This window comes from Chitinophaga ginsengisoli (genome assembly GCF_003014595.1).
Classification (GTDB): domain Bacteria; phylum Bacteroidota; class Bacteroidia; order Chitinophagales; family Chitinophagaceae; genus Chitinophaga; species Chitinophaga ginsengisoli.
In genome coordinates, this window is the sequence record NZ_PYGK01000007.1 from 285,122 (window position 1) to 301,675 (window position 16,554).

General features: G+C 43.0%; 15 protein-coding genes. 5 read left to right on the forward strand and 10 right to left on the reverse strand.

Going from position 1 to position 16,554, the window contains the following annotated elements; all coding sequences use genetic code 11:
• Positions 1 to 13: 13 nt before the first annotated feature.
• Positions 14 to 1,831 carry a glycoside hydrolase family 2 protein gene (locus CLV42_RS18850; RefSeq protein ID WP_106603475.1) on the reverse strand — a complete coding sequence of 606 codons (1,818 nt, stop codon included), beginning with the start codon at positions 1,829 to 1,831 and terminating at the stop codon, positions 14 to 16.
• Between the two features lie 105 nt (positions 1,832 to 1,936).
• On the opposite strand from CLV42_RS18850, the gene CLV42_RS18855 reads away from it, so the two are divergent.
• From CLV42_RS18855 to CLV42_RS18865, 3 genes are all read left to right on the forward strand, one after another.
• Positions 1,937 to 2,785, forward strand: coding sequence for a helix-turn-helix domain-containing protein (locus CLV42_RS18855; protein WP_245901690.1), 849 nt, complete (start codon positions 1,937 to 1,939; stop codon positions 2,783 to 2,785).
• Between the two features lie 79 nt (positions 2,786 to 2,864).
• The gene (locus tag CLV42_RS18860; protein WP_106603477.1) at positions 2,865 to 3,284 is read left to right on the forward strand and encodes a DoxX family protein; all 420 of its coding nucleotides are present in this window, start codon (positions 2,865 to 2,867) and stop codon (positions 3,282 to 3,284) included.
• A gap of 10 nt (positions 3,285 to 3,294) precedes the next feature.
• A complete protein-coding gene (locus CLV42_RS18865; RefSeq protein ID WP_211303487.1) occupies positions 3,295 to 3,666 on the forward strand; it encodes a dimethylsulfonioproprionate lyase family protein in 372 nt (123 codons plus the stop codon).
• A gap of 142 nt (positions 3,667 to 3,808) precedes the next feature.
• Here the strand turns inward: CLV42_RS18865 and CLV42_RS18870 are convergent, their stop codons facing one another.
• The 3 genes from CLV42_RS18870 to CLV42_RS18880 all read right to left on the reverse strand — a co-directional run bounded on the left by CLV42_RS18870 (position 3,809) and on the right by CLV42_RS18880 (position 8,803).
• Positions 3,809 to 4,348 carry a hypothetical protein gene (locus CLV42_RS18870; protein ID WP_106603478.1) on the reverse strand — a complete coding sequence of 180 codons (540 nt, stop codon included), beginning with the start codon at positions 4,346 to 4,348 and terminating at the stop codon, positions 3,809 to 3,811.
• Between the two features lie 323 nt (positions 4,349 to 4,671).
• On the reverse strand, positions 4,672 to 6,564 hold the full coding sequence (locus tag CLV42_RS18875) for an FG-GAP-like repeat-containing protein (protein WP_106603479.1): 1,893 nt from the start codon (positions 6,562 to 6,564) through the stop codon (positions 4,672 to 4,674).
• A gap of 76 nt (positions 6,565 to 6,640) precedes the next feature.
• Positions 6,641 to 8,803: an FG-GAP-like repeat-containing protein gene (locus tag CLV42_RS18880; RefSeq protein ID WP_106603480.1), complete on the reverse strand. Its 2,163-nt coding sequence runs from the start codon at positions 8,801 to 8,803 to the stop codon at positions 6,641 to 6,643.
• 877 nt (positions 8,804 to 9,680) lie between these two features.
• Between CLV42_RS18880 and CLV42_RS18890 the strand changes: the two genes are divergently transcribed.
• Together CLV42_RS18890 and CLV42_RS18895 are read left to right on the forward strand one after the other, a co-directional pair.
• Positions 9,681 to 10,667 carry an aldo/keto reductase gene (locus tag CLV42_RS18890; RefSeq protein ID WP_106603482.1) on the forward strand — a complete coding sequence of 329 codons (987 nt, stop codon included), beginning with the start codon at positions 9,681 to 9,683 and terminating at the stop codon, positions 10,665 to 10,667.
• 458 nt (positions 10,668 to 11,125) lie between these two features.
• A complete protein-coding gene (locus CLV42_RS18895; RefSeq protein ID WP_106603483.1) occupies positions 11,126 to 12,214 on the forward strand; it encodes a 3-oxoacyl-ACP synthase III family protein in 1,089 nt (362 codons plus the stop codon).
• Between the two features lie 63 nt (positions 12,215 to 12,277).
• Here CLV42_RS18895 and CLV42_RS18900 read toward each other — a convergent pair whose 3' ends face one another.
• The 6 genes from CLV42_RS18900 to CLV42_RS18925 all read right to left on the reverse strand — a co-directional run bounded on the left by CLV42_RS18900 (position 12,278) and on the right by CLV42_RS18925 (position 16,357).
• Positions 12,278 to 12,766, reverse strand: coding sequence for a hypothetical protein (locus CLV42_RS18900; RefSeq protein ID WP_106603484.1), 489 nt, complete (start codon positions 12,764 to 12,766; stop codon positions 12,278 to 12,280).
• A 153-nt stretch (positions 12,767 to 12,919) separates the two neighbouring features.
• Positions 12,920 to 13,531: a class I SAM-dependent methyltransferase gene (locus tag CLV42_RS18905; RefSeq protein ID WP_106603485.1), complete on the reverse strand. Its 612-nt coding sequence runs from the start codon at positions 13,529 to 13,531 to the stop codon at positions 12,920 to 12,922.
• Between the two features lie 20 nt (positions 13,532 to 13,551).
• Positions 13,552 to 14,325 (reverse strand): hypothetical protein, encoded by a 774-nt coding sequence (locus CLV42_RS18910; RefSeq protein ID WP_106603486.1) that lies wholly within the window; start codon positions 14,323 to 14,325, stop codon positions 13,552 to 13,554.
• Positions 14,325 to 14,705, reverse strand: coding sequence for a GntR family transcriptional regulator (locus CLV42_RS18915; protein WP_106603487.1), 381 nt, complete (start codon positions 14,703 to 14,705; stop codon positions 14,325 to 14,327). The genes CLV42_RS18910 and CLV42_RS18915 overlap by 1 nt, the downstream gene beginning before the upstream one ends.
• A 9-nt stretch (positions 14,706 to 14,714) precedes the next feature.
• Entirely contained in the window at positions 14,715 to 15,506 is a 792-nt protein-coding gene (locus CLV42_RS18920; RefSeq protein ID WP_106603488.1) for a hypothetical protein, read from the reverse strand.
• A 14-nt stretch (positions 15,507 to 15,520) separates the two neighbouring features.
• A complete protein-coding gene (locus CLV42_RS18925; protein WP_106603489.1) occupies positions 15,521 to 16,357 on the reverse strand; it encodes an ABC transporter ATP-binding protein in 837 nt (278 codons plus the stop codon).
• Positions 16,358 to 16,554 lie beyond the last annotated feature (197 nt).

The window sequence follows — 16,554 nt, forward strand, 5'->3', positions numbered from 1 at the left end:
AATCATTTGTCAATCATTTCCGATTTAACTCATTCCCTGCATTTATCACTGCCTCATTCACTGCTTTCACCCTTTTTATATCCATTTTCTCTACTGCCCTGTCATAGGTCAGTATACCATTCACTTCATGCTCTACATCAGTCGTCTGCGTGTATACTGCAATACTTAAGCCCTGATATCGCATCAACTGTTCAACCTGATCCAGGAGAAGTATATACCTGTCGGTTAGTCTGTCTCTGGTAGCCTCATACGCATAGGCGTTATTCTCTACAGGCCACATATGTCCCCGTACAAACAAGCCGACGCCGCCGAACTCGCCAAGTGATGCAGCGCGTTTTCCGTCGGGTTTTGATGCATCATTCGGTCCGATATAGATGTGCGTATCTACAAAATCCCCATTCCCGGGATCTCCCGCTGCCTTTTGATAACCAGGATTATTATTAAATCCTGAATTACCGTTTACCAGCCTTGACGGATCGAGCTGTTTCACCCAGTCAGTGATCTCTTTTACATCAAAAGCGCCCCAGTTCTCATTGAAGGGCACCCAGGTAATGATAGAAGGGGAATTATAAAGATCATCTATCAGGGCATGTAATTCGGTCCGGAAAGCGCTTCTTACCTTTGCAGTGTCTTCATGCTGATACCAGATAGCCGGCATATCCTGCCATACCAGCAGACCAAGTTTATCCGCCCAATAATAAAAGCGTTTGGGCTCAGTCTTCATGTGTTTTCTGATTAAATTGAACCCCGCTTTTTTCGTAAATGCTATGTCGTATTTTAAGGCTTCCTCCGTAGGTGCCGTGAGAATGCCGTCAGGCCAATATCCCTGATCGAGTAATCCCACCTGCATCACAAACTTATTATTTAACAGCGGTCTTATCACCCCATTCACATTACCAAGTTTAATATCACGCATACCAAAATAGCTCTTGATCTCATCAGTGACATTGCCCTTGTTATCCATCAGGGTGATGTTGAGATCATACAGGAATGGATTATCTGGCGACCATAACCTGGGGTCTTTTATTGGAATGTATAATTTGGTTCCTGACCGCCCTGAGACCTCAGACACCTTTTCTTTCTCATCAAATGCAGCAGCCCGCACCTGCGCCGCATCAGCATCTACAAATACTTCAAGTCTGTCGTTTGCCAGATCAGGCAATAGCCGGATGTTCTTAATATAATGTTCATTTACCGGCTCCAGCCATACACTTTGCCAGATACCTGAAGTAAAAGTATAGTCTCCCCGTGGACCATTCTTACCGGAGGGGGGCCTGCCATCATTGGCATCATGTGCCGCAACGACGATTGTATTGGTGCCTGCTTTTAAAAATTTTGTGATATTTATGTGAAAGGAACTATAGCCACCGGAATGTGATCCGGCTTTTTCGCCATTGACGAATAAGGTTGCATCATGATCAACTGCGTCGAAATTTATAATGATCTGTTTGCCATTCCATGCAGTAGGAATGTCAAATGTCCGGCGGTACCACATATTTATCTCCTGGTTACGCTCGATGCCTGAAAGGACTGACTCCGGACAATAAGGAACCAGTATCTTTTCAGTTTTATCAGTAAAACTCACCGGCTTGAGGGGAGCTAAAGCACTGGCAACATGTTTACCGCCGATATAATCCCATTTTCCATTTAGATTCATCCATTCCTTGCGTTCCAACTGTGGACGGGGATATTCCGGAAAAGGAGCTGCAGATGCCATTGCATCCTTAGTCCATTGGGTAGGTAGTTTGGGTTGCTGCGCTAAGGACGTTTTAGCAATGATACAGTGGAACAGTATGAGTCCCCCGAAAAGCAGGCAGTTTTTTACCGTCATTATAGAATATATTAGGTCAATGTTACACCTGAAACAAAATACATTTTTTTCTTCAATATCAAGAAACTTCTACTGGCATTCCAAACCGATAATATTATATTATATTTGAGCGAAGCTGGTCGTGCCCCTGTGACAGGCCACTATCGGCACGCTAACGCTAACTATAAACAATTCCTGATGGTTGATATAAAGGATTTCGACAGTATTCCCGATCTGCAAAATCCAAGACGCGTCATGAAGTATTTGCTCGTGTATTGTAAGACTGGGAGCGTAAGCATGACAGTTGATGAAAAGGATTTTTCATTACATAGCGGTCAGATTATTACGGTAACCTCCGGACAGATTCACAGGTTTAAAGAGGCCTCGTCAGCAGAAGGCTTCATACTTGAGTTTACGTTAGATTATTTTGGGAAAGACGATAATGACATTGAACTCATTTTCCATAATGGACTATTCTGTCATTTCGCTATGAATGAGGTCATTACGGTCGACAGTAATGTTGTCGGGCAAGAACTCCGTCTTATACAAGCGGAGTTAAGTGAACAACCCTATCAATATCTTATTTCAGTTCATGCGCGTATTAAATTAATACTGGTATCTATCAACAGGGCGAAGGTTGACCGGGGTGACGAAATCTGGAAACCTAATGCCTTGTTCCTGAAATTCCTGGAAGCCGTAAGAGATAATTTCGAACATAATTACCCTGTTTCGAAATTTGCGCAAATGCTCGGCACTACTGAAATGAAACTGAATGAGCTTTCAAAAATCCATGCCGGTAAGACGGCCCAGAATGTTATTTATGGCCTGATCACTTCTGAAGCCAAAAGACTCCTGATATATGAAGACCTGTCAGTAAAGGAGGTCGCCTATAAACTTGGCTTCAATGACCCGTTTTATTTCTCGAACTTTTTTAAAAAACAGACGGGTACATCTCCCAGCCAGTACCCTATATAAATATTACATGCTTTTCTCAGGATTCTCTATTCTTTAGTCCTCCTCCGGGTGCCATCTTTGTAGTGTTAAATTATTCATCATGAACAAACTACAAGACATTGCATCCTTATTGTTACGATGTGCATTATCGGTTGGCTTTTTGTCGGCGGTTACAAGCAGGCTCGGTTTGTGGGGCAGGTATTCCTCTGGCTGGAATAAGTTTTTAGAATATACAGCACAGGTGAACGCTTTTGTACCTCACAGCCTGATACCACTACTTGCAATTACAAGTACCATTTTGGAACTCACGTTGGGTATCATGCTGCTCATTGGCTTTAAAACAAATTATGCCGCATTGGGCGCCGCTGTATTAACGCTCTTATTTGCAGTTGCTATGACCTTGTCATATGGTATAAAAGAACCGCTGGATTATTCCGTATTTGTATGTAGCGCAAGTGCATTTCTGCTGGCAACTATTCCATATTACAGGTTCAGCATTGACCAATTACTAATCAAATAAACATCCAATTATGAAAAATACTGTTATTAGTACTGATATTAACGATTATGTTGTGAGAAAAGCACAAAAGGAATGGCAACCGTTGGTGGAAAAGGGGATACATTATACGGGTATCTCGGTAATATCCCTTCATTATGATCAACAGAAGGAACGATCAACGACTATTCTGTTAAGATTTGAGCCAGGAGCTTCTTATCCGTATCATAACCACCCGGCAGGGGAGGAAGTGTATGTATTAAGTGGAGAGGCTATTTTTGAAAATGTTGTATTATCGGAAGGGGATTATTTATATACTCCGCCCGGCTTCAAACATGCCGTTACAACAACAACAGGTTGTACGTTGCTGTTTGTTGTTCCGGAGGAGGTAGAAATATTAGTATAGAGAGCGTTTCAACTTGATCCACCTGGGATCAGGTTGAAGCCCTTTAGGCACAGCTGTGCCTACCCACTTTAAATGAGGGAACAATATATGTCAAGGCTCTCCAGCCAGGAAAGAGCCAATTCGTAAATAGTGAAGACGTTTTTTATGTAAGCAGCAATTCCTTCACCGTTTGCCTCTGTGGCAGACTTACCACATCCACGATGACTTTACCACCTGCAGGCAGCGTCTTTGCTTTATAATGCCAATCTACTCCGTTCCAGCCCAGAATAGCCTTCCCGCGCTCCTTAACAACACCGTCGGCGTCTACCACCGTTACCTCTACTTCTGCTACACGGAACTCATTTTTAGCAGTCACCACCACTTCCTCTTCCTCTAATCTGATACTTTGGATCTCAGGACTGCGGTAAGCATCCTTGACTGCTATATTATAGGCATTTTGTCCTGGTCCTGCCAGCGACGCATAGTAGGCTTTTACCTCCGGATCGGCCAATGCCCGCTGTGCACGTGCCGAAGCGATGCTCATCTTGAGCCTTGCTTCTAACTGCTTTTGTGTAGGCTTTTTCTTGGAAGGGCCGCGTTTCGTCGCCATAATAATCTGCCCATTCCGTTCGTAGATCGTGAGTTGTTTGCCGAGTGTACCCCGTACAAGTTTCAGGAGGATATTGTCTTTAACAATGGCCATAAAAAAGGTTTTTTGAGGTTATAGATTACAAGTTTACAGTCTCAGTATCTCGAATATACGAAGAACTTACTAAATGGGTACTAAAATGTTATTTAAAGGTCACTTCAATATCGAATTGATATATAGATACCCTTTTTATATCCTTTTAGTACCCTTTTAATGCCCTTTTGGTAAGTTCATCGTGAGCCGTAGGTAGTATTGCTGTATATTAAATGGTATAAAATGCAAAAACCGCTCGCAGAGCGGTTTTTGCATTTTTAGTGCCCGGTATGTATTATCCCAGCCAGGCTTCTATTCCGGCCAGCGACGCTTTTACATGCAGCCTATTTTTTTGTTCCGGGAGCTGCCATACGGGCTGGTACGTATGAATGTCCAAGGAAGATCGCGCAGATACCCTCATTCAGCTGTAGATTGGAGTATCCCGGAGCTCCTACCAACAGATCAGGATACCCGTCTCCATTTACGTCTCCTGCACCTGCAACTGAAGTTCCCATCAAACTATTGGCCTTGGCGCTACGTTGGCCGCCTCCGGGCCAAAAGTTTAGTCCTCCGTAGGGATGTCCGAGATATATCGACGAGCCTCCTTCATCCGGCTGGTCGTTTTCATTCCTTATTAGTTCGCCTTTAGGCAGGCCCACTACAAGATCATCATAGCCATCCTTGTTTAAGTCTCCGGCTAATGACAGCTGTGATGCAAAAAGTGTCGAATCCATACTCCCTACAACTACCAGCTTAGGTGTAGTGACGAGTCCCGTATTACTGCCGGTGAACAGATAAAAGGCTCCGGCCTGCAGGCGATTATGCTCCACATCAGCATAGTCTTTTGCACCTATTACGATGTCATCAAATCCATCACCGTTCACATCCCCTCCGCCGGTTATTGCACAGCCAAAAGAACCTGCATTAACAGGACGCAGTATTGTTTGAGAAGGAGTCGTTTCGACACCTGCAAAATCCGAGTAATAAATATATACTCCTTCATTTGAGGCCACCATCACCGCACGTGAACCCGCGCCCTTGATATTCCCTGCATCTGATACTTTTGTGCCAAACCCGGTTGTTCCGCTGATAGCTATTTCAGTGGTGAATGGATTTTCCAATCCCCAGCCGCTTCCATATACAACTGTAACATATCCTTCACCGTTATTTGCACCTATCAGGATATCATCATTCCCGTCACCATCAATGTCCGGTGCAATAGCCACACTGATCCCAAAATGATCTCCCTGTCTTGAAGAGCGGATTATTTCCGGGGTAGTGCCCAAACCCGTTGATGAGCCGTAATAAACATACACCTTCCCTGTGTCGTTATTAAAGGTACCTGAGTTATAAGGTGCGCCCACTACAACGTCATCGTACCCATCACCATTTACATCGCCTCCGCCGGCCAGATATTCTCCAAAATGGCCCTCTGCTACATTTTTTTCCAACAGGGTGTAATAGTTAGGATTGATGCCATAGGGGGCACTTCCATAGTAAACAAATACGGCTCCTTCATGGGATTCACCATGACTATAATAGGGGGCTCCAACTATCACGTCGGCATAACCATCGCCGTTTATATCCCCCGCGCCTGCAGCTGCAGTGCCCATTCGGGCTCCCACCTGGTCTGATTGCATCAGGGTACTGGCACCCAGAAGTGTCGACCCACCACCGATTGTCAAAATAGCAAGCGGGTATGCTGCATGCCTGGCATCTACAGAGATCTCTACGTTGTTCTGATGTACAGTAAAATGTGCCGGCAGGCTTTGACCATTTGCATCTGATACTTTCAGACTGCCATAGTTAAGCTGTTGCCCTTTATTACGAAATGTGATACTGGTCGCACTGCTATATTGCGCATCCCAGTCTTTTTCCGCCTGTAACTGAACGGTTAGTTTGCCTGCAGCAGGCGCCTCCTGGATGACAAATTTCTGCCGGATACCCCATTCGTCATTTAAGTATTCCACTTTGAAATGATGATCATGATCAAATGCCACAATATTTTCATGCATGGACATAAGGGGCTGGGCTACTGGTTTATATCCGCCTACCTTTTTTATTATGAGTTTAAACGCCAGTTGCTGACCCGCATCTCCGGATGTGATATTTAATTCATTTCCCGTGTAAGTTGCGTGTAGTCCATTTATTGGATCAAAGCTGCGGTAAGTGGCGGTATTTGCTTGTACAGTCAGCGCCGTCAAAAACAGAAAACCTGAAAAATAGTGCTTTTTCATGGTGAGGAGAATTATAGGTTATACATTAGGGTGAGTTAACTGCCCGGATCTGCTATCCGGGTAGAAGCATACATGGCTATTGCTTAATAATCTTTTCCCGGATCACTTTACTTCCATTATTAATGATCATAAAGTAGGTACCTGGAGCAAGTGTGCTTACATCAATAGCCTGATTTCCACTATCCACTTTTCCTAGCCTGACTGTTTTTACAACTGAACCCATTACATCTGATATCTGGATATACGTGTCGGCCCCCACATCCAATCCTTCAAACTGAACCGACAGATTGTTCAGTACGGGGTTAGGGAAGGTTTTCACAACTGCCGGTGTTTTTGTTTCCACGACATCATCTGGTTTAGTATTGGCCATACGGGCCAGACTATATGCGCCACCCAGGTAGATGAGTGCTACTCCTTCATCAACCTGTCCTTTGTCATATAGTGGTGCGCCTACTATGATATCATCATACCCGTCGTTATCTACATCTCCTGCGCCGGCTACTGAACTCCCTAACCAGGAATTTGCCTGGGTGGACTGTATGGTTGCTCCGGCGAGAGAATCTAATCCTGATGATTTGCCATAATAGAGCCATACTTTTCCCAGATTCGGTTGTGCCGGAATACTTTCCCACCCAGGGGATGAAACAATTACGTCCGCATGTCCATCGTTATTTACATCTCCCGCAAATGCCACCTGTGCCCCTAAAAGCGCAGAATCCTTATCACCCTTTATTGTCCGCCAGGGCGTCAAAAAGTTTGGGACAGTACCTGTAGCATCATTACCTCCGCGAAATACATATACTGCTCCTGCGTGGTTGAGGCTTCCATTTGTATAGTCTTTTGCTCCCACGATTATATCATTATATCCGTCGCCGTCTATGTCATGCTGAGCTGCTATAGAACTACCAAATGATATCCCAGGAACAGGGCTGTGTATGATCTCGTGATAGGAAGGATCTATTTCTTGGCCCGTATGATTGAATACATGGAGGTCTTCTCCCGCTGTCGCCAACAGATAGTTTCCACTCATCCCATCCAGGTTTCCGCTGATAAGTACTTTTGTACCAAAACCTGTGGTGCCGCTTGCAGTGACTTCGATGATCAATGAGTTATTTATTCCCCAGACAGAGCCGTAATAAATGGTCACATATCCGGCACCATTATTTGCTCCGATAACAATGTCTGCAGGCTTATCATAATTGAGCTTTGCAACGAACACACTGACACCAAAATTGTCGCCCTGCCTTGCGGAACGTATAATGTAGGGCGTAGGATTTATGCCCGCTGCCGAACCATAATAGACATATACATACCCCGTATCACTGCCCGGCATACCCGCTTTATAGGGAGCTCCTACTACCACGTCATCATAGCCATCGCCATTAACGTCTCCGCCGCCGGCTATAACCTCGCCAAAATGCCCGTTTGCAACATTCCGCTCAAGCACAGTAAAAACAGCATTCGGGGCGATACCATTGGCTGCACCATAGTAAACAAATACTGCGCCTTCCGCTGTTTGACCATTGCTATAGTACGGCGCACCAACAAGAACATCTATAAATCCATCGCCATTTATGTCGCCCGCAGTTGTTGTTGCTGTTCCAAATTGAATACCTGCCTGATTACGTTCAAGTACGGTTCTGGCGTGCCTTTCCGTCAACGGGCCTACGATAGTTTGAACGGAAACCGGGTAAGCTGCCTGCCCGGCATCTACAGCTATCTCTACCTGGTTTTGTTGCACAGTAAAATGCGCGGGAAGCTTTTTACCTGTTGCATCCTGTACTTCAAGATCGCTGTAATTAAGTATTTGATCCTTGTTCTTGAACGTAAGGCTATTGGCGCTACCATACATGGCCTGCCAGCTGTTCTCCGGCTGAAGTTGTACTGTCAGTTTACCATCGGCTTCGCCGGGTTCCCGGATGATGAAACGTTGCCGGATACTCTGTTCATCATTGGTGTATTCCACCTTGAAGTGATGATCATGATCGAATTGTACCGCGTTCTTTTGCCTGGTAACAAGAGGCTCAGGCACAGGTTTGTGTCCGTTTACGGCTTTTATCGCCAGACTAAAAGTCCATTGCTGTTCCGCGTCCTGCGGCATAATACGCATTTCATTAGGGGTATAGCTCGCGTTAAGGCCAATCTTAGGTCCCGGACTGTTGTCGGTAACCGGAAAGGTATTAGCTCTTACGCCAACGCCAATAAGCAATAAAATGGCTGAAAAGTAGTGCTTTTTCATGGTGCGGGTTATATGGGTTATAGAATAGGTTGAATATTTACAGGGATCTTAAGCTAACATTTTGACTGCGCGAAAATAGGAAAAATATTTTAATGTGAAATATCCCTCGCCGAATCTTGCACCAAGCATAAGCACATGTGGTCTTAAATAATTTCCGCATCGTAGACATTTTAATAATTCAATTTGTCCGGGAGTCTAACTCCTGTTTTTTTTAAGAGGAGTTTGTGGGTAAGGATAATCGGACAATAATGGTTTTGAAATAAGAATGTCCACAAGAATAATCATAATGTCACTCTTTATTAGAGAGAAAAAACTTTATTTGCGAAGAAGAAATTCCACATGATGAACATATTTCAAATCCGCAATATAATAGCCAGGAAGTAATCATCTGGATGCTATTGTACAAATGAAATCTAAAATAAGTCAGCATGCCTTTCTTATTCCGCATTATCAACCTCTGGGCTCTATTATTATTAACAGTTACAATGAACTTTTATTTTCGTCCCTTATATAAGAATGCTACTTATCTGGCTGATCTGAATAGTGCAAGCATCCCCGATTTTGGAAAAGAAAGCACATTGCTTAAAATTAAACACGTTTCAATAAGGCCCGTGTATCATATAGCGCTTAGGTTTAATGGACTATTCGCGCCAAGTCTGTGGCGTATAAAGTAATTCACTTTGGTTTTTGAAGATTTTTAAGGTTCACATCCTGTCATTCCGGATTATGCGATTTCTTTTATCGCTACAAAATTACAGGTTCCGCAATCCCTTTTGATATCGGCCTTCCCATTCAGTAATATTGGTAGGAAACCCCGTAATCTGTGTACAAAACGGCTCGCCCTTCCTCCACAATTTTGCAGCAGAAAACATACAAAATGAAAACACGACAATTAGGAACCTCAGGACTAGAAGTGTCCGAACTTGGTTTCGGCTGCATGGGATTAAGCCATGGTTACGCTAACCAGCCGGACCGGAATGAAGCCATTCGCGTGTTACGCGACGCCGTAGAACAGGGTATCACCTTCTTTGACACTGCAGAGGTTTATGGCCCTTACACCAACGAGGACATCGTGGGAGAGGCGCTGGAGCCGTTCAAGGGCAAGGTGGTGATCGCCACCAAATTTGGATTTAAGAATGGATCGAACGCTGAACTCGACAGTCGCCCTGAGACAATCCGAAAAGTGGTGGACGCATCACTCAAGCGCCTGCGCATCGATTCGATCGATCTACTCTACCAGCACCGTGTGGATCCGACCGTTCCCATTGAGGATGTGGCTGGCACCGTGAAGGATCTCATTGCCTCGGGTAAGGTGAAACACTTCGGGCTATCAGAGGCTGGGGTCGTAAACCTCCGTAAAGCCCACGCCGAGCAACCTGTGACGGTACTGCAGAGCGAGTACTCCCTTTGGTGGCGTGAACCCGAAGAAAAGGTCTTTCCCGTGCTTGAGGAGCTCGGGATCGGTTTTGTACCCTTCAGCCCACTCGGCAGGGGCTTTCTGACCGGCAAAATGAATGCTGACACACTCTTTGAGAAAGAGGATGGCCGGAGTTACTTTCCACGTTTTCAGAAAGAAAACATGGAAGCTAATCAAGCCTTTGTGGATATTCTCGCCCGCGTTGCAACGCAGAAGGGAGCCTCCATTGCGCAGGTAGCGCTCGCCTGGATCCTGGCACAGAAGCCATGGATTGTTCCGATTCCGGGTACGACGAAATCGGAACGACTGAAGGAAAATATCGGCGCGGCGGCTCTGGAGCTTTCTCCCACGGAGCTAAACACCATCACCGAGGGCGCAGATAGCATCGAAGCCAAGGGGGGCCGGTATCCAGAAAATTTGGACAAGGTGATAGACCGGAAAGCTTAGACGATTGTGCGGTCGACCTGATGGCGATTTCCATTGAGACCGGTAGCCGGCTCTATTCGTAGAGCCGGCTACCTTGATTGCAATTAGCCCACACCAATACCGATAGCTCAGGTAGAGTTGCAATAAAACCCGCTACCACGAAGAAAGTGCCAGGCTATGTCTCCAACGATAAGAACGAACAATGGAGCTGTCAAATAATCCGTTTAAGATCTGGTTTATGTCAGTAAATGTAGTCCTGTAGATTTCTTTTCCTCTTTTGTTAGCATCTTCCAATTGCAGAAAAACAGGATCTTTTGTTTAAATCCAATCGGCGAGAAGCTTTAGAGATCAGCAAGAACAGAAAAATAGGCTGATATATAAGAGAATAGATTCTAATGTATTACATTTGTTTAAACTGCCATAGTAAATTAGCAGTATTGACAGTGAGTAACCAGGCTCATAAATATCAAGGATAATTTATGGATACAAATTTCTTTACGGTCATCATCGGTAGCGGGAGTTATATTCCAACTTTAAGGATCTCCAATGATCATTTCTTAAATCATGTTTTCTACGACAAAGATGGTACGGTCTTATCGAAGGTGAATAAAGATATCATCCAGCAGTTCTGTAAAATTACCGGCATACGGGAACGCCGATATGTCTCAGATGATCTGGTTGCTTCTGATATCGCAGGACTGGCGGCAGAAGATGCGTTAAAATCAACTGGCATTGATCCGGAAACGCTCGATTATATTATTGTTGCCCATAATTTTGGAGACATCAAGGCGGAAAACAGGCGTAGCGACTTCGTTCCTGCATTGGCGTCAAGAGTAAAGCATCATCTGGGGATTATTAATCCTCTCACTGTAGCTTATGATTTGACATGGGGCTGTGCCGGATGGCTTCAGGGGATAATTCAGGCTGACTATTTCATAAAGTCCGGAAGCGCAAAAAGAGTGATGGTCATCGGTACTGAAACTTTATCCCGGGTCTGCGATCCTCATGATAGGGATAGCATGATCTATGCGGATGGAGCCGGCGCTGTTATACTGGAAGCACGGCATAGCAGTGTGCCTATTGGAATTCTTTCCCATGTGGCAAAATCCTATGCGGATGATCTGGCTTACGTTTTGGGAATGGGGTGCTCTTACAATCCTAATTTTGGAGGGGATGCATTATTCTTAAAAATGAATGGACGGAAATTGTATGAAAATGCCTTGAAAACTGTTCCATTGACAATTAAGGATTGTATTGAAAAGGCCTCGCTTTCGATTTTGGACATTGATAAGTTGCTTATCCACCAGGCAAACGAGAAAATGGACGAAGCCATCCTCAGGGAGCTGTTCAATATGTATGGAAGAGAACACGTGGTGCCTACGGATATCATGCCAATGACGATTTCCTGGCTGGGCAACAGCTCTGTGGCAACTCTTCCTACACTTTTTGATTTGATGTCTAAAGGTGAGTTTGTTAATCAGCAGATCACCAAAGGGACGACTGTCGTCTTTGCCGCTGTGGGTGCAGGAGTTAATATGAACGCAATAACATACCGGGTTCCTTCTTAAGCAGGGCCCGGTGATGATGATGGAGAAAATTAACTTTGTATCAAATGAGGGCTCTTAATAGTGTCAGAAGAGGTACATTATTAAAATATAGATCACTGCAAAGGGAATTATTACCGTTCTGGCTATTTGTCTATACCCCACATAGGCGCCAAAATATTCCGCTAGCGGATCTATGCATAAGCAATACACAAAGAATCCCCTTATCATCAATGGTATCAGAAAACCGTTGATGCTCCCTTTACCTTTGAAGTAACTGTATGCCATTCCTACGTGAATAACCAGAGAGAACAGCTGTTCCGCATAAATGTAGATCCAGCCCCATAGCTTCTTTGGTTTAGACAGCTTATAGAAGGCCCAGGGTATGTAAAACAGCGAAGAGAATTTCAGGAATAAGTAGAGGCCAAGGTGACAACTTTTACATTGTACATAATCGACCAGTATACCAAGTGTTCCGGCAATAGACCATGCATAGAAAATGGCAAGGAGAATCAGCAGGAATTTGACCCATATAATAGGGTTCTCTTTCTTAATTGGAGATATAAAAGTATTCAATATTGAGGTATTAGGGCATAAAAAGCAATAAATTTACGTGTTATTTTTTATTTTCATAATTATTCGATTAGGCTATACTTCTTCCGCTGATGTCCTTTTTTAGAGGCCGGCGAGTCGTTTATACATCAAGGGCGCTTTAGGAGGGAGATAGCATTACACTTTCTGCAAACACCAGGTGGTCATGCACCGCAGGTTTTGTACATTGGTGGTTTTTATTGGTTCGTGGAGCCGGGCGTTGAGGCTTTCTGTATACTGAAGCAGTAATTGTTCGTTCACCAGAAAACGTTCGCTGCCATCAGGCAGAAGATAGCGACCATTACCCAGGTGCTGCACCAGTGTTTCAATCCCGATATCCGACGCCAGTCTCGCAAATAGATAGCCTCCGGGCTTCAGCACCCGCCACATTGAATGGATCATATTATCAAAATGATCAGGATTGTTGGCGAAGTGCAATACCGCACTGCTGATCACCAGGTCAAAGTAATTATCATCAAAAGGTAGGTTTTCAGCCGAAGCAATTGCAAAGTTCTCTATCGGGTTAGCAGGGCTCAGTGTTTGAGATAATTGCTTAACTGCTGATACCGCATCAGGATTAGGGTCAATGCCATATACCTCATAGCCGTTTCTCAGGAAATAAACCAGGTTACGGCCGCCCCCACAGCCTGCGTCGAGCACTTTTTTACAATTATCATATGTGCCTTTAAGCAGTTGGTCGAAGAGGTATATATCTATATTTCCATAAAGTTGCTGAAGGTTCGATTGCATGGGTCAAAGTTAAACCTGATTTATTTGTTACCGGGAAAATGTTTTTTAATCGTACCACCTGAAAGAACAATTGCCGAAGTATCGGAAACTTTGAAATCAATTGAATCGATCTGTGCATGTCCGACATCTATAAACGAATTGCCGGATATTTCGGCATGGAGATTTTTAATATGAAAAGCATCCCATCCTTTTACATCAGCAGGAATTTCATTTTTATCTTCTGCTCCTCCCTTTTTTAAGATCGGTGAAATTTCAAAAACTACCGCTGTTGTATCCGAAGCTTTGATTGAAATCTTATCGAAATTATAGGACAAGCTCTCTACTTCAAAATTTGATTTTCCTGAAATATTGACGGTTAGGTCTTGTTGCTTTAGTTTCAACAATTTTAAGTTAGTATTGAAACCGGTAACGGATATTAATTCCGGAGAGAAAATGCGCACCATATTCCCATATTTAATTTGATTCTTTTCATACACGTCTTTGTACTTGTCGGGAAAATTCAGATATAGCGTATCATTTCGCACAAACGTAGTTATTCTTTTATCATGATAACCCCACCATCTCTTGAATACGCGCACAGAAGGCTTTGTGGATGGCTCATAGACAATATTAGAAATATTACCTCCCGTAATTACAAGATGCCTGAATGGTTTTTCGAGTACTGTTCCGTAAAGGAAATATATTTCTCCTTTATCATTTTTGTCGTATTCCTTTTTAAACATGAAGGCAGAAACCACCATGCTACAGCATAATATCAGCAGTATCCCAATAAGGATTTTTTTAGTCCATTTCATTATTTCTTGTTTAGAAAGTTAGTCTTTACAAATTTTTCGTATAATTTTTCTACCTGCTTTATATCAATTTTTAACAAGTACATGTTGCGTAACATGTCAGGAAGTTCATATTCCAAAAATTGCTCCCGGCGAAAGGACAGGATATTTTCTTCTGCTGCCGGATCAATAAAGAAACCAACACCCCGTTTATTAACGATGATATTTCGTTGCTGTAAAAAATCATATGCCCGCTGTACTGTATTAGGACTTATCTCAATCATTTCTCCTAAGTCACGGATGCTTATAATTTTTTCTTCTGACTTCCATTTTTTCAGCAGAATCTGTTCGCACATGTACAATGCAATCTGGATATATATTGCAGGACTGTCTTTAAAAACCATTATAATGTTTTAAAATTCTTTTTCTTTTAATCTGAGTAAAGAAAGTACCCAAAGTATAGCAGGAAGTACAAATCGAAAAGCGATTTTTACTATATCTGCATTTTCAGAAGAAAGGTCCAGCCGGGCACGTTCTTTTCCTACCCATAACCATACTATAGAAAAGGGGAATGCGGTTTGCACATTCTTAATAAGTAAGTTTATAATGAACAGATTCAGTAAAAAGCCTGCGACTAAAATTGAACAGATCACCAGGGCAGTTTTAATAAAAGCCGCTTTATTGAAGAACAAGGCACCCAGCATCATGATGCCTGTAAAATTAAAAAACATCGTAAAGTTTTGAGCGGCTGTAGAATCTGTAAAGCGTAAGATGTTTACCAGTTCGTATTGTTCTTTGTAATAAGGAGAATGAGTATTTAAATTGTGATGATATTGTGCAACAAATGCTAAATCTATCAGACGAAAATATACAAGGAAAAGAAAGAAATAAAGCCCAATAATCAGGATGCCAGATAACCATTTTTCTAACACGGAAGCTGGTAAGGTGAGGAAAGAGACACCTGTTGCGTCATTACTGAAATAGCCAAATACAACAGATGCCATCAGCGCTCCCCCCAAAGTAAGCCCAACCAGGAAGGCATCATTTTGTGCTTCAGCTATTCCCTGCAAAAGCATCACCATACCATAGAATACCAAAGTGACAATGAAGCACAATAGCATGGATCCGAAAACCGATGCGGTTTTTTCAATGAAAATTTTCCGTATAAGCCATCCAAAACGGCTTAAGCTAAGTATGTCATTCATAAGATCGAAATGTGTTATTTATTAAAAACAGCTTTTACCATTACAGGGTTTTCTGTTGCTGCATTAAAGAGTTGTTCAAGATTGATCTGGCTTTCCAGACCATTGGTATTTTCTATAATAACAGCGCGTCCCTTCAATAATTCTTCTTCATAAAAGACCGGTTGCTCGTTATAATTTTCTTCCACTATTTTAAATGACAGTTTTTGGCCAATAACCTCTACCGGCGCATTCAGCACCAACTCGCCATTATCTACAATAACAACCTGATCGATAAGATTTTCAAGATCACGTGTTTGATGAGTAGATATAAAAATGATCCTGTCATCATGCATGGAAGAAGATATTAGTTTCCGAAACCTTTTCTTGGAAGGGATATCGAGGCCATTCGTGGGTTCGTCCATAATCAATACACTTGTATTACAGGCCAGTGCAAAGGCAATAATGAATTTCTTTTGCTGCCCGAAGGATAGTGTATTTAGTTTCTTATCAGTTTGTATATCCAGCTTTTCAAGGTATGTATTGAGCATTGTGCGGTCAAAAGCAGGATAGAATGGGGCGAAAATTTTTACATAATTGTTAATTGTCAATGCAGGTACATATACTTCTTCCGGAATAAAGTAGATAGTCCTTAAAAAGGATGGCTGGCGGCCGGAAGGATTAAACCCATTCACAGAAACAGTACCAGATGTAGGATAAAGCAGTCCTATCAGGTTTTTCAGCAGTGTTGACTTGCCTGCTCCGTTTTTTCCGAGTAATCCATAGATCCTCCCTCTTTCAAGGGAAAGCTGTAGGTTCTGGTATAACAAGCTGTTTGCTTTGTACCCAAAGCAAAACTTATCGAGAAGTATCATAGTGTAGTAGATATGTTGTACACTAAAGGTAGAAACATTTTTTAATCTGACAAATTAATTCAATAGTCTTTTTCATCTGCGATCAACAGTCATGTTTCTTACTGAGTAGTGGGAAATAAAAGATGAACACTCCCTCTTCAATGATATCCATTGGGTTCAGCATAAAATACTCATTAACAAAAACGCCTCGTAAATAT